This is a genomic window from Microcoleus sp. SVA1B4 (assembly GCF_036700545.1).
Classification (GTDB): domain Bacteria; phylum Cyanobacteriota; class Cyanobacteriia; order Cyanobacteriales; family Microcoleaceae; genus Microcoleus.
The window spans coordinates 1-25,662 of sequence record NZ_JAUBPB010000008.1 but is presented as its reverse complement, the minus strand read 5'-3'; the positions used below and the strand labels follow the sequence as shown (position 1 = coordinate 25,662).

The 25,662-nt window shown below is 45.5% G+C and carries 21 protein-coding genes; 15 read left to right on the top strand and 6 right to left on the bottom strand.

Annotation, left to right across the window (positions count from 1 at the left end):
* The first annotated feature begins 9 nt into the window (after positions 1-9).
* Positions 10-1,716 carry a bicarbonate transporter BicA gene (bicA, locus tag QT987_RS06005; protein WP_333238167.1) on the top strand — a complete coding sequence of 569 codons (1,707 nt, stop codon included), beginning with the start codon at positions 10-12 and terminating at the stop codon, positions 1,714-1,716.
* 801 nt (positions 1,717-2,517) lie between these two features.
* Here the strand turns inward: bicA and QT987_RS06000 are convergent.
* Positions 2,518-5,493, bottom strand: a complete 2,976-nt coding sequence (locus QT987_RS06000; RefSeq protein WP_333238165.1) for a CBS domain-containing protein — start codon at positions 5,491-5,493, stop codon at positions 2,518-2,520.
* Positions 5,494-5,809: 316 nt separating this feature from the next.
* Between QT987_RS06000 and psbZ the strand changes: the two genes are divergently transcribed.
* From psbZ to QT987_RS05970, 6 genes are all read left to right on the top strand, one after another.
* Positions 5,810-6,001: a photosystem II reaction center protein PsbZ gene (gene psbZ, locus QT987_RS05995; protein WP_190735314.1), complete on the top strand. Its 192-nt coding sequence runs from the start codon at positions 5,810-5,812 to the stop codon at positions 5,999-6,001.
* 220 nt (positions 6,002-6,221) lie between these two features.
* On the top strand, positions 6,222-6,815 hold the full coding sequence (ribH, locus tag QT987_RS05990) for a 6,7-dimethyl-8-ribityllumazine synthase (RefSeq protein WP_333058250.1): 594 nt from the start codon (positions 6,222-6,224) through the stop codon (positions 6,813-6,815).
* Positions 6,816-8,144: 1,329 nt separating this feature from the next.
* On the top strand, positions 8,145-9,383 hold the full coding sequence (locus QT987_RS05985) for a sedoheptulose 7-phosphate cyclase (protein WP_333238163.1): 1,239 nt from the start codon (positions 8,145-8,147) through the stop codon (positions 9,381-9,383).
* A gap of 2 nt (positions 9,384-9,385) precedes the next feature.
* On the top strand, positions 9,386-10,189 hold the full coding sequence (locus QT987_RS05980) for a class I SAM-dependent methyltransferase (protein WP_333238161.1): 804 nt from the start codon (positions 9,386-9,388) through the stop codon (positions 10,187-10,189).
* Positions 10,190-10,479: 290 nt separating this feature from the next.
* Positions 10,480-11,874, top strand: coding sequence for an ATP-grasp enzyme (locus QT987_RS05975; RefSeq protein ID WP_333238159.1), 1,395 nt, complete (start codon positions 10,480-10,482; stop codon positions 11,872-11,874).
* 2 nt (positions 11,875-11,876) lie between these two features.
* Positions 11,877-12,902: an ATP-binding protein gene (locus QT987_RS05970; RefSeq protein ID WP_333238157.1), complete on the top strand. Its 1,026-nt coding sequence runs from the start codon at positions 11,877-11,879 to the stop codon at positions 12,900-12,902.
* Between the two features lie 55 nt (positions 12,903-12,957).
* Here QT987_RS05970 and QT987_RS05965 read toward each other — a convergent pair whose 3' ends face one another.
* Both QT987_RS05965 and QT987_RS05960 read right to left on the bottom strand, forming a co-directional pair.
* Positions 12,958-13,941, bottom strand: coding sequence for a transposase (locus QT987_RS05965; RefSeq protein WP_333238155.1), 984 nt, complete (start codon positions 13,939-13,941; stop codon positions 12,958-12,960).
* Entirely contained in the window at positions 13,886-14,140 is a 255-nt protein-coding gene (locus QT987_RS05960) for a hypothetical protein (RefSeq protein WP_333146151.1), read from the bottom strand. Before QT987_RS05960 ends, QT987_RS05965 begins: the two co-directional genes overlap by 56 nt.
* 333 nt (positions 14,141-14,473) lie before the next feature.
* On the opposite strand from QT987_RS05960, the gene QT987_RS05955 reads away from it, so the two are divergent.
* The 6 genes from QT987_RS05955 to QT987_RS05930 all read left to right on the top strand — a co-directional run bounded on the left by QT987_RS05955 (position 14,474) and on the right by QT987_RS05930 (position 20,463).
* Complete coding sequence (locus QT987_RS05955) at positions 14,474-15,112, top strand: Uma2 family endonuclease (protein ID WP_333238153.1); 639 nt, start codon at positions 14,474-14,476, stop codon at positions 15,110-15,112.
* Between the two features lie 229 nt (positions 15,113-15,341).
* Entirely contained in the window at positions 15,342-15,965 is a 624-nt protein-coding gene (locus tag QT987_RS05950; protein WP_333238150.1) for a Uma2 family endonuclease, read from the top strand.
* A 271-nt stretch (positions 15,966-16,236) separates the two neighbouring features.
* Positions 16,237-17,559, top strand: coding sequence for a 30S ribosomal protein S12 methylthiotransferase RimO (gene rimO / locus QT987_RS05945; RefSeq protein ID WP_333238148.1), 1,323 nt, complete (start codon positions 16,237-16,239; stop codon positions 17,557-17,559).
* Between the two features lie 897 nt (positions 17,560-18,456).
* Entirely contained in the window at positions 18,457-19,923 is a 1,467-nt protein-coding gene (locus tag QT987_RS05940; protein WP_333238145.1) for a DEAD/DEAH box helicase, read from the top strand.
* A gap of 91 nt (positions 19,924-20,014) precedes the next feature.
* Positions 20,015-20,200: a hypothetical protein gene (locus tag QT987_RS05935; protein WP_242725046.1), complete on the top strand. Its 186-nt coding sequence runs from the start codon at positions 20,015-20,017 to the stop codon at positions 20,198-20,200.
* A gap of 2 nt (positions 20,201-20,202) precedes the next feature.
* Positions 20,203-20,463, top strand: a complete 261-nt coding sequence (locus tag QT987_RS05930; RefSeq protein WP_333151551.1) for a hypothetical protein — start codon at positions 20,203-20,205, stop codon at positions 20,461-20,463.
* Between the two features lie 160 nt (positions 20,464-20,623).
* Here the strand turns inward: QT987_RS05930 and QT987_RS05925 are convergent, their stop codons facing one another.
* A complete protein-coding gene (locus tag QT987_RS05925) occupies positions 20,624-21,169 on the bottom strand; it encodes a hypothetical protein (RefSeq protein WP_333238141.1) in 546 nt (181 codons plus the stop codon).
* Positions 21,170-21,702: 533 nt separating this feature from the next.
* Here QT987_RS05925 and QT987_RS05920 point away from each other — a divergent pair.
* Positions 21,703-22,902 carry a Coenzyme F420 hydrogenase/dehydrogenase, beta subunit C-terminal domain gene (locus QT987_RS05920; protein ID WP_333238138.1) on the top strand — a complete coding sequence of 400 codons (1,200 nt, stop codon included), beginning with the start codon at positions 21,703-21,705 and terminating at the stop codon, positions 22,900-22,902.
* A 181-nt stretch (positions 22,903-23,083) separates the two neighbouring features.
* Positions 23,084-24,280, top strand: a complete 1,197-nt coding sequence (locus QT987_RS05915; RefSeq protein WP_333238135.1) for a leucine-rich repeat domain-containing protein — start codon at positions 23,084-23,086, stop codon at positions 24,278-24,280.
* Positions 24,281-24,536: 256 nt separating this feature from the next.
* On the opposite strand, the gene QT987_RS05910 is transcribed toward QT987_RS05915, so the two are convergent.
* Together QT987_RS05910 and QT987_RS05905 are read right to left on the bottom strand one after the other, a co-directional pair.
* The gene (locus tag QT987_RS05910) at positions 24,537-24,908 is read right to left on the bottom strand and encodes a DUF2237 family protein (protein ID WP_333052718.1); all 372 of its coding nucleotides are present in this window, start codon (positions 24,906-24,908) and stop codon (positions 24,537-24,539) included.
* Between the two features lie 49 nt (positions 24,909-24,957).
* Positions 24,958-25,419, bottom strand: a complete 462-nt coding sequence (locus tag QT987_RS05905) for a GNAT family N-acetyltransferase (protein ID WP_333238133.1) — start codon at positions 25,417-25,419, stop codon at positions 24,958-24,960.
* Positions 25,420-25,662: the final 243 nt, after the last annotated feature.

The following is a 25,662-nucleotide window of genomic DNA, read 5'->3' as shown; positions in this document are numbered from 1 at the left end:
AAATTTGTCGTGAAAATAACCAATGAAATCCATTTCCGTAACGTACAAGGAGATATTCTTGGGGGGTTAACCGCAGCGGTGGTTGCCTTACCGATGGCATTAGCATTTGGTATCGCTTCTGGTGCAGGTGCTTCTGCCGGATTATGGGGGGCAATATTAGTCGGATTTTTTGCTGCTTTATTTGGCGGTACACCGAGTCTAATTTCTGAACCAACAGGCCCGATGACAGTAATTGTCACCGCAGTTATTAGCGGACTCACGGCTAACAATCCTGAAAATGGCATGGCAATGGCATTTACTGTGGTGATGATGGCAGGAGTAGTTCAAATCCTCTTTGGGGTATTGCGATTGGGGCGGTATATTACGATGCTGCCCTATAACGTGATTTCTGGATTTATGACAGGAATTGGTGTGATTCTGATTTTTATGCAAATAGCACCCTTTTTAGGACAAGCAACTCCTAAAGGTGGTGTCATTGATGTGATCAAGAATCTACCGACTATCATCACTAATCTCAATCCTGCGGAAACTTTTTTAGGGTTAATAACTTTAGCAATTCTGTTCTTTTACCCGACTTCATGGAAAAAGGTTGTACCACCGCAACTGGTGGCTTTAGTTATCGGTACGGCAATTTCTCTAATTTTATTGAGTGGTGTTGAGATTCGCACTATTGCCACTATTGGAAAAATTACTCCCGGTTTGCCTCAATTCCAGATGCCTACTTTTAGCACTGAAAATTGGCAGTTAATGTTTGTTAATGCAATGGTGTTGGGCATGGTGGGCTCAATTGATTGTTTGTTAACTTGCCTCGTGTCTGACAGTCTCACTCGTACCGAACACAAATCCAACAAAGAATTAATCGGGCAAGGTATTGCTAATGTGATTACTGGTTTATGTGGTGGAGTTGCTGGTTCTGGAGCGACAACGGCGACTGTAGTTAACATCCAAGCCGGTGGACGCACTGCATTATCTGGTATTAGTCGGGCTTTAGTGCTGTTAATCGTCGTTTTGTGGGCGGCTCCTCTAACTTCTGGCATTCCCCTGGCTGTGTTAGCTGGGATTGTCTTAAAAGTAGGGATCAATATTATTGATTGGGCTTTCCTCAAACGGGTTCACAAAATTTCTTGGAAGGCAGCCGGCATTGTCTATACTGTGGTATTTCTCACGGTGTTTGTCGATTTAATGATAGCTGTTGCCGTAGGGGTATTTATTGCTAATATCTTGACAATCGAGCGCCTTGAGCAACTTCAATCCAATTCCGTGAAAGCGATTACTGACGCTGACGATCAAATTGTCCTCACTGAGAAAGAAAAGCAACTGTTAGATTTAGCAAACGGTCGAGTTTTACTGTTCCATCTCAGCGGGCCAATGATTTTTGGTGTTGCCAAAGCCATTGCTAGAGAACATAGCGCTATTGCCAATTATGATGTTTTGATTGTCGATTTAGGTGAAGTTCCTATGCTGGGCGTAACGTCTTCTTTGGCAATCGAAAATGCGATTAAAGAGGCGATTGAGGCTGGGCGGCAAGTGATTGTTCTTGGGGCAACAGGGAAGGTAAAACGTCGCTTAGAAAAGTTAGGTATTGCTGGTTTAATTCCCGGACATCACTGGATGGGCGATCGCCTGAGTGCACTACAAGAAGGTTTAGCGATGGTTCGTGAAAAGCAAGGCTATAGCTACGATGAAACGGGCACACCTTTTCCTTCTCTGTCTTAATCAAAACGTATCTGTGGAGGGGCTGTTCAAAACCAGTAACAGCCTTGTCTGCAGAAGATTGCAGGCTATCAGAGTTCAAAAACTAAGTAAGAAGTGTACAGAATGAAAAAAAACTATAAATAAGTGAAACTTACGAGTGGGAGGATCATATTTTGGTTACAGAAGCACTAAGCCCAGTTTGTGTATAAAGAAGTACACACCTACATCAAAAATGGAATTGAGTTGCATAAATGTGACATCGTATTTGATGTAGGAGCAAATATTGGCTTCTTTATTCTGCCTCGCTTCACGAAAGCGGTGCCTTCGCCATTAGTGGCAGTTGTACTAATGACCGTTGCTGCGATCGTTCTATTGAAATTTTCCACCAATTCTATCTCTAGCAGGTGTCTTAAAACTTAATACAATATTTTTCCAATAAAAATCCCGCTCTTGTGGAACGGGAAAGCCATCAGGGTGCATCTATATATATGTCACTATAACTCATAGGGGGTATAACCCCTCGTAGCTTTATCGAATCTTTACGATCACAAAAATTTTGTAAAGATTGAGGTTTTTAGTTGACGGATCAGCGGTTTTATGAAATTAAAAGGGAAAATGCTGACATTTATAAAATCAAGTGAGTTTGCAAGGAGAATTGCGATTAAACCAGGAGCGATGTTTCTTCACCTTAATTCTCGAAATATCAATAATGTGCGATCGCCTGGTTAGGCTGTTTAGGATTGAAAACTTAAATTTTAGTAGAGTGCGTCAGCAATTAGCTAATCAATTAGATAAAAAATAACGCGCTGCTGACGCACCTTACTAAGCTTGAGGATAACGTTGTGCTAAGAAAGAGATAGCAGCAGCCCGATCGCCCAAATCGCCATCCAACTTCGCCGCCAACAAATCATCCAACATTCGTTTAAACCCAGGCCCCGGCTTATAACCCAAAGCCTTCAAATCGTTGCCATTCAAAGGCGGCTCAACATTCGCCCATTTGGTGAGATATTCCCAGATTTGGCGGCGTGCACTTCGCGGACTTTGTAGGGCGATCGCAATTAACACCGGCAATTCATAATTCCTCAACAGCAACACCAACTGACTCGGCAACTCGCACTTAGGCAAATTCTCTGCTAACTGATTCTTTCCGGCTTCCAAAACTTCCAACCGCTTAATACTGTCAGCAGGTAACTGAAGATTTGCAGCCACCTTGCCGCGATATTCCGGTGCTACATAAGCTATCAAAACTTCCAGCCGCATCTGCCAATCGGGAATATTGATAATAGGGAATGGGGAATTGGGAATTGGGGATTGAGCCTTGAGAATAGTTGCTTTTTCTTTTTCTTCCTTCTTCCGTATTCCCTCTTCCTTATTCCCTCTGACTCGTGACTCACCCTCAATCGTTAATCCGTGTATCCGTGTCAAAATCCGTGTCGTGCCTTCCTTCTTCCTTCCTTGCAAACACCGATCGAGCAAACGCAGTTGCCGCCACAACTCCCGATCCAACTCCAAACTAGGATGAATGCAGCGCAAAGCCTGCAAATCTCCCAGCATTTGCAAAGCAACTTTCCAGTAAGGAGCTTGCAAAATGTATTTCAATTCACTTTTCAGCCTAGTTTCCAAAGCCGGAGCTCGGCCGTTTTCCCCCTGAATTCGGTAATAAATCCCGCTGGCCAAAGCGTTGCGTATGTATCCTTCCGTCTGTGGCTCAATTTCAAATCCCAACCGCACCGCAAACCGCACCGCGCGATAAATTCGCGTCGGATCTTCGATAAAACTATTGGCGTGCAAAACTCGAATTTGCTTCGATTCCAAATCCAGCAAACCGCAGAAAAAATCTAACAATTCGCCGCTGCGAGGAACACCCAACCGCACAGCCAGCGCATTAATTGTAAAATCCCTGCGGTACAAATCTTGGCGAATTGAACTCGCTTCAACTTCAGGATTTGCAGCCGGATAAGGGTAAAATTCAGTGCGAGCCGTAGCGATATCCACCCACAGCGAGCCGAAAGCAGAGTCTTTGTGCCACAAAAGCGCGGCGGTTTGAAATTGACCGTGAACGTCCAAACGCGATTCTGGGTAAAGTTTTTGCAGCGAGGAAGCTAACTCGACACCAGCACCGGAATCATCGGAACCGCACTTTCCATCCACAACCAAATCGATATCTGTTAGGGCAACAGGCAAGATGCCTGTTCCACAAGAGTTTAATGTTGTGGGGTGGGCATCTTGCCCGCCCTTGGTATCATCCGTCGCCAACAGTAAATCCCGGACTGCTCCACCCACAATATAAAGTTGCCAGCCGCGGTTTTGGGCAATATTGGCGGCGATCGACAATAATTGCCATAATTCGGGACTGATGCGCGATCGCAACAACTGCTCAACCGATTCGGACACAGCACAATAAGAGAATTCTGCACTACTTCCCCTGTCTCGCGCTTTTTGCTGGTGCAATTCCCGCAACACATCAGTCCGAGTCACAATTCCCATCAGTTGACCGTTTTCCAATACTGGCAAGCGCCCGATATCGTATGTCACCATTAAAGATTCAATTTCCGGCAGCAAGGTATCTGGGGCGATCGTTTTTAACTGCGGACTCATGTAACCCTTCACCGGGGCGTGGCTGAAACCGTGGTGCAGGGCAATGTCAATGTCGCGGCGCGAGATAATGCCGGCGAGCCGATCGCCCGCATCGACCACAGAAAGCCCTGAATGTCCGTAACGTAGGAGGATACGGTGAGCTTCCCCCACCGAGGTTTCCGGGCGAATACTCCGCACTGGAGACGACATTAATTCGCGGGCTGTCGGAGGGTGGGGAATTTGAGTTTTGAGTTCGTCAGCTAACTGATTTAAAGTCAGCAGGGGGTCAACATCGCGGGTAGCGAGGGAAGCGGCGCGGGCGTGGCCTCCCCCGCCGAAGGGTTTGAACAATTCGCTGAGGTTTGTACCTTCGATGCGCGATCGACCGATAATAGTTAATCGATTGGAAACTGGCGATTCGGGAGCGATGTTGCGGTTGTTGTCGTTTTCGCTAAATTTATAAACATTGCCTAACAGCAGAGCATCGGTTTCCGTTAAATCGAGCAAGCGAGAAGCCAGCGAAGAAAGTCCCGGAACATAAGCTTCAGTAGACAGCAGCACCCAGGCTACGCTGTAACCGTGCAAAGTTTCCGATCGCAAATTCTTGAGCGCTTCTCTCAGCAAATCTTGCAATTGAGGAGACAAAGCGGGTTCTACATATTCAGCTATTACCCCCAAACTCGCTCCCTGTTCCATCAACCAGGCCAAAGCTATGGCATCTCGCGCAGTTGCGCCCTCAAAGGTGAGGGAACCTGTATCGACGTGGATGCCGAGGGCCATTACTGTTGCTTCCGAAGGCAGAAGGCGGAAGGGTATGTCGCTGTTTTCTGCTTGATTTTTGAGTTTTTCGACAATTAATGTTGTGCTGGCTCCGACTGCTTCGATCTGCGTAACAGTAGCGGGGATGTCTGAATGCGCCTCTAGGTGGTGGTCGAAAATAGCAATTTCCCTTACTTGTGGCAAATCCAGCCACTCGGCGGCTTTTCCCAAGCGATCGCGCCCGGAGGCATCAACTATAGTAATCGATCGAATTTGTTGCGGATTGACCGATCGGCGTTCAATCAGTGGGTACTCGTCGCGGTGTAGCGCCAAAAAATCCCGCACTGTCGGATGACACCCGCCCGTCAATACGATCCTGCTACCAGGGCGCAGCACGCAAAGTCCCACCGCCGCCCCCAAGGCGTCAAAATCTGCTGTTGTGTGGCACAAAACTAAGTCCATAGCCGAAAATCCCGCATCTCTAACTCAAACAGTAGCAATTTCTCGCCCTCTGAAACCGGATGTGTCGATCGGGCTTTAAGTTAACCTTTCCAGTTTTCTGTGCTGTAACGAACAATGATAAAATTGATAAAAATCTTAAGAGCCGCTGACGCCTGTTCGCGCAACGCCCGAATTTGCCTGGGTTCTTTCGTATCAATCAACCGACAATTTCTCGATCGACTATCGGGAAACTGTCAAAAACTAGAATTTGGAAGATTTTTTTCGGTTCTGGGAAACTATTTCCGATCAACGCACGGTTATATCGAAAGGAGAAAAGATGTTATCAATTCTGTTTCAAGTGGTTTTACTGGGTCTGGTACTGCTGTCTTTTGTGATGGTCGTTGGCGTGCCAGTTGCTTATGCCTCTCCCCAAAACTGGAATCAGTCTAAATCCCTGATTTATGTCGGATCGGGTCTGTGGTTTTTGCTGGTTATTGCAGTGGGTGTATTGAACTTTTTAGTCGTTTAATTTCACCCAAGTCTATCGGATAAAGAAGGTAAAAGATAGAAGGATGAAGGCATTCACCAGCGATTAAAAGGCATTCGGCAGAAGCTAGGCATTTTCCAGACCGCGCGATTCTGTATGTTTTTGCACTTGAGATTCAGATGAGATGCTGCTGCTTTCTGACTTTTGCCTTCTCACAAACACAACTCTAAAACCTAAAATCTAAAATCTAAAGTAGAACACTATGACTGTTTTCGAGGGAACTTTTACTCACACCGAATCTTTGCGATTTGCGATTGTCATCGGTCGTTTTAACGATTTGGTGGTTAACAAACTTTTGGAGGGATGTCAAGATTGTTTGAAACGCCACGGGGTTGATATTAATCCTCATGGATCTCAGGTGGACTTTTTTTGGGTTCCGGGAAGTTTTGAGATTCCTTTGGTGGCGCGCCAAGCGGCTCTTTCTCACCGCTACGATGCGGTAATTTGTCTGGGTGCGGTAATTCGGGGCCAAACTCCTCATTTCGATTTTGTGGCTGGTGAGGTTGCTAAGGGAATTGCTGCTGCTGCTTTTCAGACAGGGGTGCCGGTGATTTTTGGGGTGGTGACGACTGACACGATGCAGCAAGCTTTGGAAAGGGCTGGAATTAAAAGCAATTTGGGCTGGAATTATGCGATGAGTGCTTTGGAAATGGGTACTTTGATGCGCCAAGTTAAGGGTTTGGGAACACACTCTTACGATCATCGATTAACTACAGGATCTGCTGCTCAAGTGCTTTCGGGCGAAGGAAATCTGTCGCTCGCCCCCGATGTATCGTCGGATCAAATCCCCTCTTAAATTGGGCTAAGCTGTTACGCATTTAAATTGGAAATTCGGGACAGGCTAGAAGCCCGTCCCACAAAAGTTTTAGTGATTTTTGACACACAATTTAAATGTAGAACAGCTTAGCAGTATTTTTAAGCTCAAAAAACATCAAGATTTGCATCGGGAAAAATCTTAAGACTCTTGTGGGGTGGTGATTATACCCGCCCCCAAGGTAAAAATTCCACTCTGGGTCGATCGACAAATTAGACCAATATCTTGCCCATTGGAAATGGGTACTTTGATGCCTCAAGTTAATAGTTTGGGCGGCAATTTTGACCAATAATTTCAAAGGTGGTACCCGCCACGTCATTTATCCGTGGAATCAATCCAAAATCTAAAATCTAAAATCCTCCAGCCCCCGCATTTATCTCGCGCAAGTCAATTCTAAAATCTAAAATCTAAAATCTAAAATCTAAAATCTAAAATCTAAAATCGATTGACGCTCCATTACCTGCGTCTGCTGCTGTTAAAGTGCTGTCGGGCGATCGGGCTTGATTTATAGCAATCCTAAATGATTCGTGTAATTCTTGTAGGGGCAAACCCCCCGTGGTTGCCCCGATGCAGGCTGGGGTAGGCACTCTTAGCACTACCCCTACATATTTTTACAAATGATGCGAGGATTGCTATATGTTCCCAGGAAATTTCGTAATCTAAAATCCAGGTTTATTATTCCCTTTATTAACTAGGCATTAATCGGCTGATTGGATATTTAATTTGGTTGATAATGGACCTCTTGCAAAAATAACTAGGACGGGATCTGGGGCCCATCCCACAAAAGTTATTTTTTCTTGTGGGATGGGCGTCCCGCCCGTCCAATAAATTTATGAAAAGGACTTTTGCAAGAGGTCTAATCAACTGGAAATACACAGCGAACCCGCTCAAAAAAGATAAAGTGATTTCAACGATCGATCGCAACGAGTCGTTTCAATAGATGAGGCTGCTGTAATTTCGGGTTTTCGCGATTTGTCTCTGGATAATATGATATTAAAAAAAAATATATCAAATTTTACTGAATCTGGTTGCATAAAGATGAGAAATTCGTTATGTTAAATTTTGTGTAAGCATTGAGGCGGTCTCAAATCAATCCTCAAAATGCTTTAAGTATAAATACTCGATAAGCAGTATTTAACCTAGTCTTAACAAACAACTCTGAAAGTAAATTTTTAGGTGAATTGTTAAGTTCATATTAAATGACAAATTGTCAAGTTAATGTCTAGGAAGTTTGCCAGCAAAAGGATTGATACTTTTGAAGCTCGCCCAGATACTTACAGTTACTGATCAACATGAAAGTGCAAAAATCTTATGGGTGACATTCAAGCTACGTTTACATCTACCGATAGAGCTTTTCAAATTGAGGGGTACGAAAAAATAGATTTCAGCTTGCTCTACGTAGATGGTGCTTTCAAGCTGGAGAATCCTGAGATTGCGGATAGTTACCGCCAATTTGGTCGCTGTTTAATGGTTGTAGATGAAACAGTCTATGGTCTTTATGGTGGACAGATGCAGGATTATTTCAAGCATCACGAGATAGATTTAACAGTCTTTCCAGTTAATATCAAGGAACCTGATAAGACCTTAAAAACTTTTGAAAGCATCATAGATGCCTTCGTTGATTTCGGACTCGTGCGGAAGGAGCCTGTTTTGGTAGTCGGTGGTGGATTGACGACAGACGTAGCTGGTTTTGCCTGCTCATCCTATCGCCGTCGGACTAACTACATTCGCGTACCGACAACTTTAATTGGGCTGATTGATGCCAGTGTGGCAATCAAAGTAGCTGTGAACCACGGTAAGCTGAAAAACCGCCTCGGCGCTTACCACGCTTCGCAGAAAGTAATCTTAGATTTCTCCTTTCTGAAAACTCTGCCGATCGACCAAATACGAAACGGCATGGCAGAGTTAATTAAGATCGCCGTAGTAGGCAACAAAGAAATCTTCGAGTTGTTAGAAAACTACGGCGAAGCATTGCTGCACAGCCATTTTGGTTATTTAGACGGCACATCTGAACTGCGCGAAGTGGCCCATCGCTTAACCTACAACGCGATTCAGTCAATGCTGGCCTTAGAAGTACCAAACCTCCACGAGCTAGATTTGGATCGAGTGATTGCCTATGGTCACACTTGGAGTCCGACGCTGGAACTAACACCGGAAATTCCGATGTTCCACGGCCATAGTGTCGCCATCGATATGGCTTTTTCGGCCACCATTGCCCAACTGCGGGGCTACATTTCGATCGCCGATCGCGATCGCATCTTAAGATTAATGAGCCGCCTCGGACTAGCAATAGACAGCCCTTATCTCACATCAGAACTGCTCTGGAAAGCCACAACATCGATCAGTCGTACCCGCGACGGCCTTCAGCGTGCAGCAGCTCCATGCCCCATTGGTGACTGCTTTTTCATGAATGATTTGACTCGAACTGAGTTGGATGAAGCCCTAGAGGTGCATCGAGAAATCTGTCAGGGCTATCCGCGTCATGGTGATGGCGAGGATATGTATGTGGTATTGCAGAAAGTTGCAACTCGTTCCACAGCCGGGGTATAAAGATGAGACCCGTTACCCCAGTCGGGATTTTAGCCTCTTTACTCGAAAGTCTCGCCTCGCAAGTAGAAAAAATCGATAATCTCGATCGAGCTTTCAAGGCCCAATTACAACAAGCCTACGAACTAGCAAATGGTCTCGATCCGTACCTGAACCTTTGTACCACGCCGGAATCTCCCGCCTTAGCCACGTTAGTAAAGCGCACCCAATCAGAAGATTGGAGTAAGCGATTCTCTGACGGCGAGACAGTGCGCCACTTGGAACAGGAAATGCTTTCGGGCCATGTGGAAGGCCAAATGCTGAAGTTTCTCGTCCATCTCACCAAAGCACAGCGCGTACTGGAAATAGGGATGTTTACCGGGTACTCAGCACTAGCAATGGCCGAAGCCCTGCCAGTGGATGGAGTGGTGGTAGCCTGCGAAGTAGATGCTTACGTCGCTGAATTTGCCCAGAAGTGTTTTCACGAATCTACTGCCGGCCACAAAATCTCAGTGAAGGTGGCACCGGCTCTAGAAACCATGAAACAATTGGCTGCTAATGGAGAAGTGTTCGATTTGGTATTTATCGATGCTGATAAAGCTGGATACATAGACTATCTCGATTTACTCCTAACTACCGGGCTGTTGGCTCCCAATGGCTTGATATGTGCAGACAATACTCTGATGCAGGGACAGCCCTACTTGTCAGGTACTGCTACTGATAACGGAGTTGCGATCGCCAAATTCAACCAGGCTCTAGTTGACGATCCGCGCGTAGAGCAAGTGTTAGTGCCGCTCAGAGATGGATTGACCTTAATTCGGCGCGTTTAGAGCGTGTTCTCTTGCCCCGGAGATTCCCTCAATCAGGCCAGCTAGGAGCGGTCAAAGTCCTCATGCGGATTTAGCCGGATCGGATCTGTGCCACCGGAATTCATATAATTCATCTGCGTTAATCTGTGTTTATCTGCCCTCATCTGCGGTTTAAAAAAGATAATTTCTTCACCGCAGATGACAGTGGATGGACGCAGATTAAGCAGATTAAAACAAGAGAGATATGAATAATTCGGATGCTAACAGATTTGATATTACCTTTAATTAGAGTGTTTACTTACTAGAAAATTATGCTCGAAACAGTTTCTGTGGCAGCGATGCCATCTGAACAGGAAACAAACACTGGGAATAGGCGCTTCCAGACTGCATTCAAAACCATAGCCACATTAATTTTGCTGCTATTAGTAATGCCCCTGAATATTGCTTTAACTGCGATCGCCCTACTGAGATCCATCATCCTCAAACCGTTTCAGTCTCGATCGACTACAGCCACTCCCCAAACGATTTTAATCAGTGGCGGCAAGATGACCAAAGCATTGCAGCTAGCCCGATCGTTCCATAATGCCGGTCATCGGGTAATTTTGGTTGAAAGCGAGAAATACTGGCTGACGGGTCATCGTTACTCTTGGGCAGTCGATCGCTTTTACACAGTACCAAATCCCCAGACAGAGGAATACCCCCAAGCACTCTTAAAAATTGTCCAACAAGAGAAAGTTAATGTTTACGTTCCCGTTTGTAGTCCAGTCGCCAGTTACTACGATGCCGAAGTCAAAAGGGTACTTTCTGGACACTGTACGGTAATGCACGTAGATGTCGAAACTCTGCAACGTTTGGATGATAAATATGATTTTGCAAAAGCCGCGGCAGCATTGGGGCTGCGAGTTCCGAAGTCTTATCGCATTACTAATCCGCAGCAAGTAATCGATTTTGATTTTAGTGATGCACAGCGTCCATATATTATCAAAAGTATTCCCTACGATTCTGTCCGCAGGTTAAACTTAACTAAATTACCCTGCGAAACCCCATCAGAAACTGCCGCTTTTGTCAACTCATTACCAATTTCTGAGAGTAAACCTTGGATTATGCAAGAGTATATTCCAGGGCAAGAATTCTGCACTCACAGTACAATTCGTGATGGTCATCTTCAGTTGCACTGTTGCTGTGAATCGTCGGCTTTTCAGGTGAATTACCAGAATGTCGATCGCCCGGATATCGGAAATTGGATTCGTCAATTTGCCAAGAGTCTCAATCTGACAGGACAAATTTCCTTTGATTTCATTCAGGCGGCGGATGATGGAGAGATTTACGCGATCGAATGCAACCCCCGCACCCATTCAGCCATCACGATGTTTTACAACCATCCCGATGTGGCAAAAGCTTATTTGGATCTCGACCCTTTACCACAGACTGTGCAGCCTTTGGCATCAAGTCGCCCGACTTACTGGATTTACCATGAAATTTGGCGATTGGTGACTCATTTGCGATCGCCGAAGCTCGTTTCTGAGCGGTTACAAATTATCGCCCAAGGCAAAGATGCTATCTTCGAGTGGGACGATCCGCTGCCGTTTTTGATGGTGCATCATTGGCAAATTCCCTTGTTGTTATGGGGAAATTTACAGAAGCCGAAAGAGTGGATTCGGATTGATTTTAATATTGGCAAACTTGTGGAAATAGGGGGAGATTGAGGATGTCAGTAGTACGGGTTTTGCATTTAGTCGGATCGGCAGTTAGCGATTTTTTCTGTAATTTATCGCGCCTTTATGCAGAAGATTGTCTGAAAAATACTGCTAATTCAGCACTCTATGAATTTCATATTGCCTATATTTCTCCCGATCGCCAATGGCGTTTTCCTACATCTCTCGATCAAGGTGCGATCGCAGCCGCTAATCCCATGTCTCTAGCGGGCGCTGTGCAGGTGCTGACACAGCTAAAGATTGACGTAATGGTACCGCAGATGTTTTGCATCCCCGGCATGACTCAATACCGCAGCTTGTTCGATCTGCTGCATATTCCTTATGTGGGTAATCCGGCTGAGTTGATGGCGCTGGTGGCTGATAAAGCGAAGACTAAGGCAGTAGTAGCAGCCGCTGGGGTAAGTGTACCGTTGGGAGAAGTTGTCCGCGCGGGCGATCGACCTTCGATTGATTTTCCGGTGGTGATCAAGCCGCTGAATGCGGATAATTCTCTGGGAGTTGCCTTAGTTAAAAATGCTGCTGACTATGATGCGGCTTTGCAGACAGCATTGACTCATTCAGAGGAAGTGCTAGTAGAAAAATTCATTGAATTGGGTAGAGAAGTTCGCTGTGGGATTATTGTCCAAGCCGGCGAGCTCGTCTGCTTGCCGCTGGAAGAGTATGCTGTGCATCCTGATACGAAGCCAATTCGGAGTTATGCCGATAAGCTGAAACAAAATGACGATGGCAACTTGAGTTTGACTTCTAAGGATAGTACCAAGTCGTGGATAGTTGACACCAGCGATCCGATTACGGAGAGAGTTTGGACCCAGGCCAGAAAATGCCACATCGCTTTGGGTTGTCGCGATTATAGTCTATTTGATTTTCGCATCGATCCGCAGGGACAACCTTGGTTTTTGGAAGCGGGGCTGTACTGTTCTTTTGCTCAGAAAAGTGTGCTTTCTGCAATGACGAAAGCATCAGGAACTTCTCTGGATACTTTTTTTGAAAGTATGTTGCAAAATGCCTTGCAGAGATGACTCAGGCTGAGTTTGCGATCGGAGTAGCTAAAACATCACAAAATTTGTAAACTACCTACGCTGACGCAAGCGTACAGCGTAGGCTTTCAGTAGCCCTAGAATCAATTGGACAAGCCAACAATTCTGAACCTCTAGGCTGGTTTACACTCAGCCCCACTAAAGCTATCATCAACGAGCCATTATTATCAGCATCCCCAATCCATCCACAAGCTTTATTACTACACTTAAAAGACTTATTGTTTCTGAGTCCAATGTGCAGACAACAATGACAGGTTTGACTGGTATAAGCAGGGTTAACTGCTAGGATCTCAATTCCTTCTTTTATTCCTTTGTATTCGAGAAATTGACGCAGTTGGTAGAAAGCCCAAGAATTAGACCGTCTTCGTTCAGTCTTGTTTCTCGGTTTCTGATTGGTTCTACCTCGAATACCTGTTAAATCCTCAATAGCAATGAGGGATTGAGATTGCTTGGCTTCGTTAATGATAGCTTTGGATATATTATGGTTTAACCATGCCTGATACCGTCTCTCTCTACCCGATAACCGTTTCAAGATGTTTCTAGCTCTACGTCTAGTTGACCTTGTGCCTAGAGTAGCTTTCTTTTGGAGAGAAGCCCGAACCCGATTAAATTTATCTCTTTTGTCTTGAATTTCTTTTCCAGACCATGACTTCCCTGTACTGGTTACAGCGATATCGCGTCTGCCAAAATCGACCCCCATGACATGACTGGTTTTCAAAGGGGATGGTACATCATTTTTAACTTGAATATGGATATACCAATCCCCATCTTTATGTTGACATAATTGTGCGGAAATTGGATTTTGACCTGAGAGTTGACCGCGATGATAATTACTAACTCTCATTGGTATTTTGATTCGTTTTCCCGTGGTACTGATACTAGCTAAATAGCCGTCTTCAATCAAACGGAAAGTACGAGAATCACAGTCAAAACTGGTAGGCTTGAATCCTTTAACTTTTTTGCCTTTATATTTGGCAGTTAAACGATTCGCACCGACTCGCTTCACAAGCTCTAACAACATGATTAGCGGTTAAACCAAAACGCTCTTTAACGTCTTGATAACAAACTGCTTGGATTGAGTTTCTCTCTGTCAAACTCGCCTTAACGTTGTTATTAATATAGTTGCAAGCATCAGCAAACGCCTTGGTAGTATCGTCTAATAATTGACGCTGTTCTGGCGTAGGTTGAAGCTTTACCACTAGGGTTAAGACTTGTTTCATCGACTTTTAAAACTCACGCTTATGACATGATAGCTTAAAAAGCAGTGCTACGCAAGTCCGAACTTTGTTGGTCGCAATTCCTCTCAACGCTCACCCTATCGGGTAGAGCGTGAGCCTCCTTGCGACATTAAAGGTGAAATAATGATCGTATCAAGAACTTCTGTGGATACTTTTAGATTCAGTCGATCGGCGCGATCGGTATTTTGACATTGTGGGCACAATGTTATAGCAAACTTCACTTCCTATGTCAAGAATTTTCAGTATTTTACCGAAAAGACTTGTGCCATCTTTTAGCTTTCCGCATACTAATCACCAGACAGAGGAAACCGCAACATGATCCAAACCATATCCAAAACAATCACGTTTGATGAGTTCGTTGCTTGGTATCCAGAGAACTCTGTCCATAAGTACGAACTACACAATGGAGTAATTGTTGAAATGCCTTTAGGAACCGGCCGTCATTCCCGCGTTACAGGTTTCATCCGTTCAAAACTATCAGTCGAAATTGACCGCCGCTCCTTACCTTATTCCATCCCCGGCGACTGCCTGCTCAAACCCGTCCGCAACGAGGCGGGCTACCTGCCAGACGCAGTTGTCCTAGACGAAGCAGCTCTGCGCCAGAGAGAACCGCGCTGGGATACGGAATCCATCATCACGATGGGGTCTTCGGTGCGACTGGCTGTAGAGGTCGTCAGTACCAACTGGCGGGACGATTACCATCTCAAATTCGCCGACTACGAAGAAATGGGCATCCCCGAATACTGGATTGTGGACTACCTCGGTTTGGGCGGCCGCAAGTTCATCGGTACTCCGAAACAACCCACACTATCGGTTTGCCAGTTGGTTGACGGCGAGTATCAGGTAAAACAGTTTAAGGGCGATGACACAGTTGAGTCGCTGGCTTTCCCAGAGTTGAGGTTGACGGCCGAGTTGATTTTTCGAGGCGGTCTGCCCTTAACCGAGCCGAGCTAGAAGGAGTGGGGGGCGATCGGGTATCAAAAGGATATCAAATGGGTACAAAAGGACACCAATTTTGTGACAAATCGGCGTTTTGTACCAAGTGCTGTTTTGTCAGGACGGGCGATCGAAATTATATCAGCTACAGTTTAATTTGTCAAGGATTAGAGACAACGTTGTCTCTAATCCTTGTGTAATATTTGAGCTTTCCGCATACTAATCACCAGACAGAGGAAACCGCAACATGATCCAAACCATATCCAAAACAATCACGTTTGATGAGTTCGTTGCTTGGTATCCAGAGAACTCTGTCCATAAGTACGAACTACACAATGGAGTAATTGTTGAAATGCCTTTAGGAACCGGCGACCATTCCGACGTTACAGGTTTCATTTCCGGTGAAATCAATTTTGAAATCAGGCGACTGCAATTGCCTTACTCTATCCCTGGTGATTGCTTGCTCAAGCTTGCGCGTAACGAATCTGGCTACCAGCCAGATGTAATTGTCCTAGACCGAACCGCACTTGCAAGCGAACCGCGCTGGAAAAAAGAATCAGTCATCACGATGGGCTCTTCGGTGCGACTGGCTGTAGAGGTGGTCAGCACGAACTGGCGGGATGATTATTTTTTCAAAGCTTCCGACTATGAAGAAATGGGCATTCCCGAATACTGGATTGTAGACTATCTCGGTTTGGGCGGCCGCAAGTTTATCGGTAATCCCAAACAACCAACACTTTCGGTTTATCAATTAGTAGATGGAGAGTATCAGGTCAAACAGTTTAGGGGAAGCGAGAGGGTTGAGTCGCTGACTTTTCCAGAATTGAAATTAACGGCCGAACAGATTTTTCGGGCTGGCTTGCCGAACTAGCAAGTCGAAATTATGCAAAGGGCGTAAGATTGTCGAAGCCTTCCGACGACACCAAAACCTGACAATTGCGTCAAAATCTGGCAGCGAAAAAGCGGGAAAGTACGATCGCACAAAGCCTAAAAATTCTCATCTCGCCCACGATCGCACAAATATCACACAACAACTGCGGACACCACAACAGTCCAGAGCTTCCACATACACATTGCAATTTTTTTAATTGTGTGATATCATAAAACGTTCTTAAAAATAGCGCAACACTAACTATTACTGCATGGCAACGAAGCCAACGATCGCATTTACTCACCTCGGCTGCGAAAAAAATCGCATCGATACCGAACACATGATTGGCTTGCTGGCTCAAGCGGGCTATCAAGTCGATTCTAATGAAGAATTAGCCGATTATGTTGTAGTCAATACTTGCAGTTTTATCCAAGCGGCGCGAGAAGAGTCGGTCCGCACCTTGGTAGAATTGGCAGAAGCTAATAAAAAAGTAGTCATCACTGGCTGCATGGCACAGCATTTTCAGCAGGAATTGCTGGACGAATTGCCGGAAGCAGTCGCAATTGTCGGCACTGGCGACTATCATAAAATCGTCAATGTTATGCAGCAGGTGGAAAAGGGCGATCGAGTTTCCCTCGTCTCCTCAGAACCTACTTACATCGCTGACGAAACTACTCCCCGCTACCGCACCACGTCGGAAGGTGTCGCTTATCTGCGAATAGCAGAAGGCTGCGACTATCGCTGTGCATTTTGCATTATCCCGCACTTGCGCGGAAATCAAAGGTCGCGGACGATCGAGTCTATCGTCGCGGAAGCTAAGCAATTAGCCTCCGAAGGGGTAAAAGAAATTATCTTAATTTCTCAAATTACCACCAACTACGGCAAAGATATTTATGGCGAACCCAAACTCGCCGAATTGCTTCGGGCTTTGGGTGAAGTAGATGTACCTTGGATTCGGATGCACTACGCCTATCCTACAGGTTTGACTCCGCAAGTTGTCGCAGCCATCCGCGAAACACCCAACGTTTTGCCGTATTTGGATTTACCCCTGCAACATTCCCACCCGGAAATTTTGCGGGCGATGAATCGACCTTTTCAAGCTGGGATCAATGATGCCATAGTCGATCGGCTCAAAGCAGCACTTCCCGGCGCCGTGATGCGGACAACTTTTATTGTCGGCTTTCCCGGCGAAACCGAGGAACACGCAGCACACTTGCTGGAATTTGTCAAGCGCCACGAATTCGATCACGTAGGAGTTTTTGTATTTTCGCCAGAAGAAGGAACCCCAGCCTTTAGCTTGCCCCAGCAAATACCTGCAGAAATAATGGAAATGCGGCGAAATTCGGTAATGGCGGCACAACAACCTATATCATTGAAGAAGAATCAAGAGTCTGTCGGTCAGGTAGTTGATGTCCTGATAGAACAAGAACAACCAGAGACAGGCGAGTTGATTGGTAGATCCGCTCGGTTTTCCCCCGAAGTAGATGGACTCGTCTACGTCACAGGAGAAGCGCGGCTGGGTTCAATCGTATCTGTGAAAATTACTAATGCAGATGTCTACGACCTCTACGGTCAAGTCGATTTTAGATTTTAGATTTTAGATTTTAGATTGACTCCATAGATGAATCTGGGAGCTCGATATTTGGTCTAAAATTTGGGGATCGACTCTCATGAGTATCGGGGGCTTGTATTCGCTGTAGGGCAGGGTCAAGTGTAAGTGTTGCTGGAACTGTCGCGCTCGGCGGTGTGGCGAACAACAACCGGACACCCGCCAAAAATGATTAGCGGATTGTGCAGCAAAAGTAACGGTTTGTACAATATTGTGCAAAGATAGGTAGCAAAGGGTTATAAACCTTTATTAGCCTCTGGCTGCAATCGACCCTCCCCGTCGGGGTGCGGTAATCTCTACAGAACATCGGAAAATTTTAACGAATTTAATGTTTTGTTTCTGAATGTAAAGAGTTATGATGATAACAAGCCAGAAATAAGCGGGGATAATTTGAGATTGCTTCGCCGTCCGCCCTACACCACAACGGTATCCCGAAAGAGTGTTGAGATGGATAGGCGGTAACGGTCGCCCCATCCCCTGCTCAATCCCGCAGGCGACGGATTGCGGGATAGCGCCTGAACCAAACAACCTGTTACTACATGAGTAGTGAAGTGGGGCTGGTCATGATCCTCACTATAAAATGCCTAAGAGGGAAAGCTTGCAAGTACCTCAAAGGAAGTCCAATGTCCTGTTTTAAGAATGTTGGAAGCCTATAACCCGACTCCTGGCGGTTGGTATCGGTGATGTCACAAAATCAAAGACGGCTGTCGAATTGGTAAATTTAGTCACCATCGACGGAGCTGCCCTATACTCGATTGCTATTTAAGAAGGTGCGCGCAGGCGCAGCACCATAAAGAACTCTTATGAGTTCCTGCCCTAGAGCAGAAATCCGCATCCGAGTTGGGCAACTTAGAAGGCTAAGACTCGTTATTAGGAGCATTAATGAATTTATTGTTTGAAGGCTTAGGTCTTTCGGAAGAACTCGTTCTCCATCTGGAAACACTAGGCTTTACAGAACCTACTCCCATCCAAGTACAAGCAATTCCGCACCTGTTAGCAGGTCGCGACGTTGTGGGTCAAGCCCAAACAGGGACAGGCAAAACGGCAGCATTCTCGTTGCCCATCTTGGAGCGGATTGATTTAGATGTGACTGCGGTGCAAGCACTGGTGCTGACGCCGACTCGCGAATTGGCGATGCAAGTAACTGAAGCCATCCGCGATTTGAGCGGCATCAGCAGCGACGGCCCTGTAAAAGTGGGTCGCTCTCTGCAAGTTCTGACAGTGTACGGCGGTCAATCGATCGATCGTCAAATGCAGCGTTTGAAGCGCGGCGTGCACGTAGTTGTCGGTACACCCGGACGCATATTGGATATGCTCAGCCGCGGTAGCCTGAAACTAGACAAGATAAAGTGGCTAGTTTTGGATGAAGCTGACGAAATGCTGAGCATGGGCTTTATCCAAGATGTGGAAAAAATCTTGGATGCTGCACCAAAAGAACGTCAAACGGCATTTTTCTCGGCGACGATGGAAGCTTCCATTCGGAAATTGGTGGCGCGGCATTTGCGTAACCCAGTCAACGTCACCGTAGAACAGCCAAAAGCAACGCCAAAGCGTATCAGCCAAGGCGTGTACATGATTCCCCGTGGCTGGTCGAAGGCAAGAGCCCTACAGCCAATTTTAGAAATGGAAGACCCGGAATCTGCACTGATTTTTGTGCGGACTCGGCAGTCGGCGGCGGAACTCACCAGCCAACTGCAAGCAGCAGGTCACAGCGTTGATGAGTATCACGGTAATTTGAATCAGGCACAGCGGGAACGTTTGTTGCATCGGTTCCGCCAATGTCAGGTGCGCTGGGTAGTGGCGACTGATATTGCGGCGCGCGGTTTGGACGTGGATCACTTGACTCACGTGATTAACTACGATTTGCCCGACAGTGTGGAAAGCTACGTTCACCGGATCGGACGCACGGGCCGGGCTGGTCGCGAAGGAACGGCAATTACGCTGATTCAACCGGTCGATCGCCGCAAACTGCGTTTGATTGAACGTCACGTTCGATCGAGCTTGACGGTGCGAAACATTCCGACACGGGCGCAAATTGAAGCTCGTCAGTTGGAAAAGATGCAGGGTAAAGTTCGCGAAGCTTTGGCTGGCGAACGGATGGCATCTTTCTTGCCTCTAGTGTCTCAATTATCCGAGGAGTACGACTCCCACGCGATCGCCGCTGCTGCTTTGCAAATGGCTTTCGATCAAAGCCGTCCTGCTTGGATGGGCGCGGATTACGCTCAACAAGAAGATCCCCCGATTGGTGGAGAAAACAGCGTCAAGCCTATCTTGATCAAAAAGCGGGCTAAGACTGGTGAGGCGACTTTTTCTGGAGCACCGAGTGCTCCTGTTCCCCAGAACCGCTAATTGGTAGGGTGCACAATGTGCACCTTATTTAGAATTACTGTAGAGATGCGATCGATCGCACCTCTACTTTTTTTTATGGGTGTGAGACTCTATGGGGAATAAAAATCACAAAAAAGCTCTTCGTTCCTTGAACAAGCGGATTGCAGAACATGAAGAAAAGATTAGACTGGAATATGAGAAGGATTTTCCCGATGAAGGCTTAATCCGGCATTGGGAAAGTGAAATTCGAGCTTTTGAGAAAGGAATTCAGCAAGCTTTAAAACGATTGGGTAAATAAAGATGCAAGTTAGCGATCGGACAATTTCTGTAACTAATTCTACGCTGAGAACGTTAATTGATGAATTGGGTACTGAGTGTCAAAATGTGATTACTTTAATCCATCAGCTTCAGTTACCTGATTTGAGCGATCGACAAAAAGCTGAAATTCTAGCAGAGTTCCTGAGTGCTGCAATCCATCTCAACGTTCACTGCGGAGAGGATTTTCAGACACTAATTGCTGAGGAAATGACACAATTGTCGGATGATGATGAAGAGGATTAAGGAGACGCGGGCGATTCCCTACGGGATAGCTACGCACGCGCGTACATCAGGAAAAAGCCCTCCAGTCAACTCACAGAAAGGCTAAAAATCCTCATAAATAAGGAATAAAGTCATTACTACAAACTTGTGAACCCGGACTTTTGCACAGTTGTTTAATATTTCAGTTTAGCTGCGTGCTCACAAGAATTTTATGTACGCGATCGCCCTTAATTTCCACAATCAAATTAGAAGCCTTTTGGTCATTGCTGTAAGTCAATCGAGTCACTCCACCCTGCACAGATTGCGACCCATAACCGTAAGTTTTAACAACTTTTTGCCTGTTATCTCCTAGCTTCACACCATCAATTGTCAGAAACTTAGGATTGGTAGTAGAAACTAAATAAACTTTGCCCTCCCATGCTGCTACCGTCAATCCTGAGTAAGTTAGCGTGCGAATCTTGCCGCCGAGGCCAGGCCCAGCAGGTTTGGTTTCGTCGCGCTGCGGTTTTCCAAACTTACGTTTTGCCTCTTCTACAGACATCCCCAACCGAACGCCGCCAATCCCCAGGCGCGAATAGTTCAGCGCCGCCGGCTTTTGTGTCGCGCTGAGCATTCTTTCTAGAGTCACAACAGTTTGATTCATCGCAGGAACCGGACGAACTAAAGCAGCAAATCCTAAGCTCGAAATTGCGAGATTCATCATGATGCCAGCGACGGCTGTTGTCACAAACATTTTTACCATTTTTTTATAGCTTTATTTGGCAATGTATTCGCGCGATCGCCCGCTAGATCCGGATTGATACTAATAGGACTTACACAAAGACTCTGGGACGCACTGCGATGCTCTGAAACCGAATTTTTTTACCCAAACTACACAAAGAAACCCGGTTTTTACCAGAAATCTTAGGTTTAACAGTGAGGTATTCAGCAAGAAACTGGGTTTCTAGCGCAACTTAGGTAAATCCTGACTAATATTTTTTAACTTGTGAAAACCGCCAATTTCGGGCGAACCGAATTTGCTCCCCCACAAGCTTGCGTCCGCCTGCGAGGACTGACAGAATAGACCTCTTGCAAAAATAATTAGGACGGGCAAGATGCCCGTCCCACAAGAAGAAATAACTCTTGTGGGACGGGCATCTTGCCCGTCCCATCAATTGATGAAAGGATTTTTGCAAGAGGTCTAAAGAATAAAGGAGGTAACAACCGAAATTGCTGTGATATCCTAACAAAAGCCATATCTGCATAAAATAAGTAATTTAGATGACCGCAACAGATTCTGCTAAGCACCAAAAATCCAAGGCCCTCAAACCGGGTAGCCGCCGCCCCGCTAAAGAACTTTGCAGCGAGTGCGGTTTGTGCGATACATATTACATCCATTATGTCAAGGAATCTTGTGCTTTCTTAACACAGCATATCGCGGAATTAGAAGAAGAGATTCACGGGCGATCGCGCAATCTCGACAATCCCGACGATTGGTATTTCGGAGTCAGTCAAAACATGATGGCGGCTCGGAAAAAAGAGCCGATCGAGGGTGCTCAGTGGACGGGAATCGTCAGCACAATTGCCATTGAAATGCTCGAAAAAGGAATTGTAGAAGGCGTTGTGTGTGTCCAAAATACTAAAGAAGACCGCTTTCAACCGATGCCGATAATTGCTAGAAATCGCGAAGAAATTCTCGCAGCAAAAGTCAACAAACCAACACTCTCTCCCAATCTTTCAGTATTAGAACAAATCGAAAAATCGGGGATGAAGCGGCTGTTAGTAATTGGCGTCGGCTGTCAAATTCAAGCCTTGCGAACAGTCGAGAAAAAACTCGGTTTAGAAAAGCTCTACGTTTTGGGAACTCCCTGTGTCGATAATGTCAGCCGCGCGGGCTTGCAGAAATTTCTCGATACGACTAGCCGTTCTCCCGAAACAGTTGTATCTTATGAGTTTATGCAAGACTTTAACGTTCACTTCAAACACGAAGATGGTTCGGAAGAGAAAGTGCCGTTTTTTGGCTTGAATACTAAGGAATTGAAAGATGTTTTTGCTCCTTCTTGTTTGAGCTGTTTTGATTATGTGAATTCTTTAGCAGATTTAGTTGTGGGCTACATGGGAGCACCTTTTGGCTGGCAGTGGATTGTGGTGCGAAATGACACCGGGCAAGAGATGTTAGATTTGGTAACGGATCAGTTAAATACTCAGCCGGTGATGTCTAAGGGAAACCGAAAAGAAGCGGTTCAGCAAAGCATTCCGGCTTATGAAAAAGGAGTGACTTTGCCGATGTGGGCGGCGAAGTTAATGGGAGTTTTTATTGAGAGAATTGGGCCGAAGGGTTTGGAATATGCTCGGTTTTCGATTGATTCTCATTTCACTCGCAATTATCTCTACGTGAAGCGGAATTACCCGGAGAAATTGGAGGCTCATGTGCCGGAATATGCTAAGCGGATTGTGGGACAGTATAAGTTGCCTGAGTGAGGTGATTCGGAGAGTTTTTAAGAGGTATTTTGCAGGGACATGATATTGCCCTCTTTCCTTCAGTCCGGCAGGGGTTTAAACCCCTGCCTCAAAGCTTAAGTCCTTTGAAAAGGACTGAATCAATTATTGGTTGTGTTTGTGGTGCAAGATGGCTTTAACTTTCAATTAGATATATAAGATTATGACACTTATAGTGGCACAGAAATATATCAATTTACCAAGGTCGAGCGCACTTACTTGTTGTGTGCTTCTAGCATTATCTGGAAATGGAGTGTCGGCGAAAGCAGCAGAAGTGCGATCGGGAAACAGTGGACGAACATTTGCGGATTGGTGTCGCGAAAAAGATGCTTTGAGTCCTGAAACTAAACATACTGTTGAAGTGCTGTTGAAGGAAGCAGGAACTACTGAGTGCGATGCAGCCGATCGAAAACTTTCTAGTTTGACAAAACTCTGGATCTTAGGGAAAGAAATCAGCGACATCAAACCCCTAGCATCCCTAACTAATCTGACAGAACTCAACCTCGACACCAATAAAATTAGTGACATAAAACCGCTAGCATTCTTGACTAACCTGAACGTACTCGAGCTCGGCCACAATCCTCTTAGCGACATTCAACCCCTAGCATCCTTGACTAACCTGACTGCGCTAACTTTCGGCAATAATCAAATCAGCGACATCCAGCCGCTAGCATCCTTGACTAAACTGAACCTGCTCTTACTCACCAACAATAAAATTAGCGACATCAAAGCCCTAGCATCCTTGACTGACCTGACTACTCTCTACATCAACAAAAATACTATCAGCGATATCAAATCTTTGCAATCTTTGACTAAACTGACTGAGATTTGGCTCGACAACAATCAAATCAGCGACATCCAGCCGCTAGCATCCTTAACTAACCTAGATGTGCTCTCACTCAACAACAATCAAATTAGTGACATCAAAGCCCTAGCATCCTTGACTAACCTGACTCGGCTCTCCCTCAGCTTCAATCAAATCAGCGACATCCAGCCGCTAGCATCCTTGACTAACCTAGATGTACTCTCACTCGAAAGCAATAAAATTAGTGACATCAAACCCCTAGCATCCTTGACTAACCTAACTGGGCTCGGTCTCGACAACAATAAAATTAGTGACATCCAACCACTAGCATCCTTGACAAAACTGAATTTGCTCGGTCTCGGTAACAATCAAATTAGTGAGATTAAACCACTAGCATCCTTGACTAATCTGAATTGGCTCTCACTCGACAACACTCAAATCAACGACATCAGACCGCTAGCATCCTTGACTAAACTGAACCGGCTCGACCTCACAGGAAATTCGATCGCTCCCAAAACCTGCCCTCTCAAGCCAGAATATATTTGCATATGGTAAGTTTCAACAACTATAATTAGGCAGAAACTGGGTTTTTCCGAAATTACTCATTTACCGCCTGAAATCTCGAAAAAACCCGGTTTCTGGAGACTCGAATGGTTTGTATTTAAGAGCGATAGCCCATTAATTCCCCTCCGTTTAGGCAGAAACTGGGTTTTTCCGAAATTACTCATTTACCGCCTGAAATCTCGAAAGAACCCGGTTTCTTGAGACTCGAATGGTTTGTATTTAAGAGCGATCGCACACCAACATTTTCCTACAAATCAGCAGCGTGCTGCTTCAATTCATCCAAAGAAACGTATTCCAAAGTCAAGGCGTGAGTCGCACCCAACACCACAAGCGGCGCACATCCAGCATCCATTGCTTCCTTCCACCGAGAGGCGCACAAACACCAGCAATCCCCAGGTTTCAAACCGGGAAAGTTAAATTCGGGAACCGGAGTGCTCAAATCATTTCCATTCGACTTGGTGAATTGCAAAAACTCTTCTGTCAGTTGAGCACAAACGGTGTGAGCCCCAAAGTCACCACCACCTGTATTGCATTTGCCGTCCCGATAATATCCTGTCATTGGCGAAGTGCAGCAAGTCTCTAACTTTCCGCCCAGCACATTTGTAGCTTCCGTCACCATCGCAACTCCTGAGTAAAACTCTTCGATCTAATTTTACACAAATCGTTGTTTATATATTTTTTTCCATGACAAAGTTGATTAATTTTTGTCCTCTGCATTCTACTTCTTGTTTTCTAATCGCAATAAATCCCTGGCTTTCAAAAAAAGGTCTAGCTGTAATGCTGGCTTCGGTAAATAACTTGTTAATTCCTAAGTCTTGGGCTTTTAACTCAATTTGTTTTAAAATTAGCCTGCCGACTCCTTGCCTTTGAAAATGTTGATGACAGAAAAAGCAATCGATATGGCCGCTTGCTTCTAATTCCCCAAAACCTGCAATTTTCTCACCCTCTTCTGCTACGAAAGTAAATTTACTGCTTAAACTTTTAGTCCAACTTTCGATATCCATATCTGCTGGCGCCCAAGCATCTACTTGTGCTTGTGTGTAATCGCGGATGTTTACTTCGTGTATGGTGTCGTAAAACAGTTGTACAATTTGTTGGGTATCACCGATTTCGTAGGGTCGTACTCTCATAAATTATCTCACTGCGATCGCTTCTTTGATATTAATTTGGGATTTTTAACCGCTTCGCAACACGGATGGATGTTGGCTTTTACCATTGTGTCTCATTTCTTGCAGGGCGATCGCCCCAAAATTTCTCTACCACCCCTTGACAAACTCTATTACTCTATGTTAAAGAATTAGGATCGCGAATTAAATAACTTACAATTTTAATTGTTATTGTGGGATGGGCGTCCCGCCCGTCCTTTTTGGACG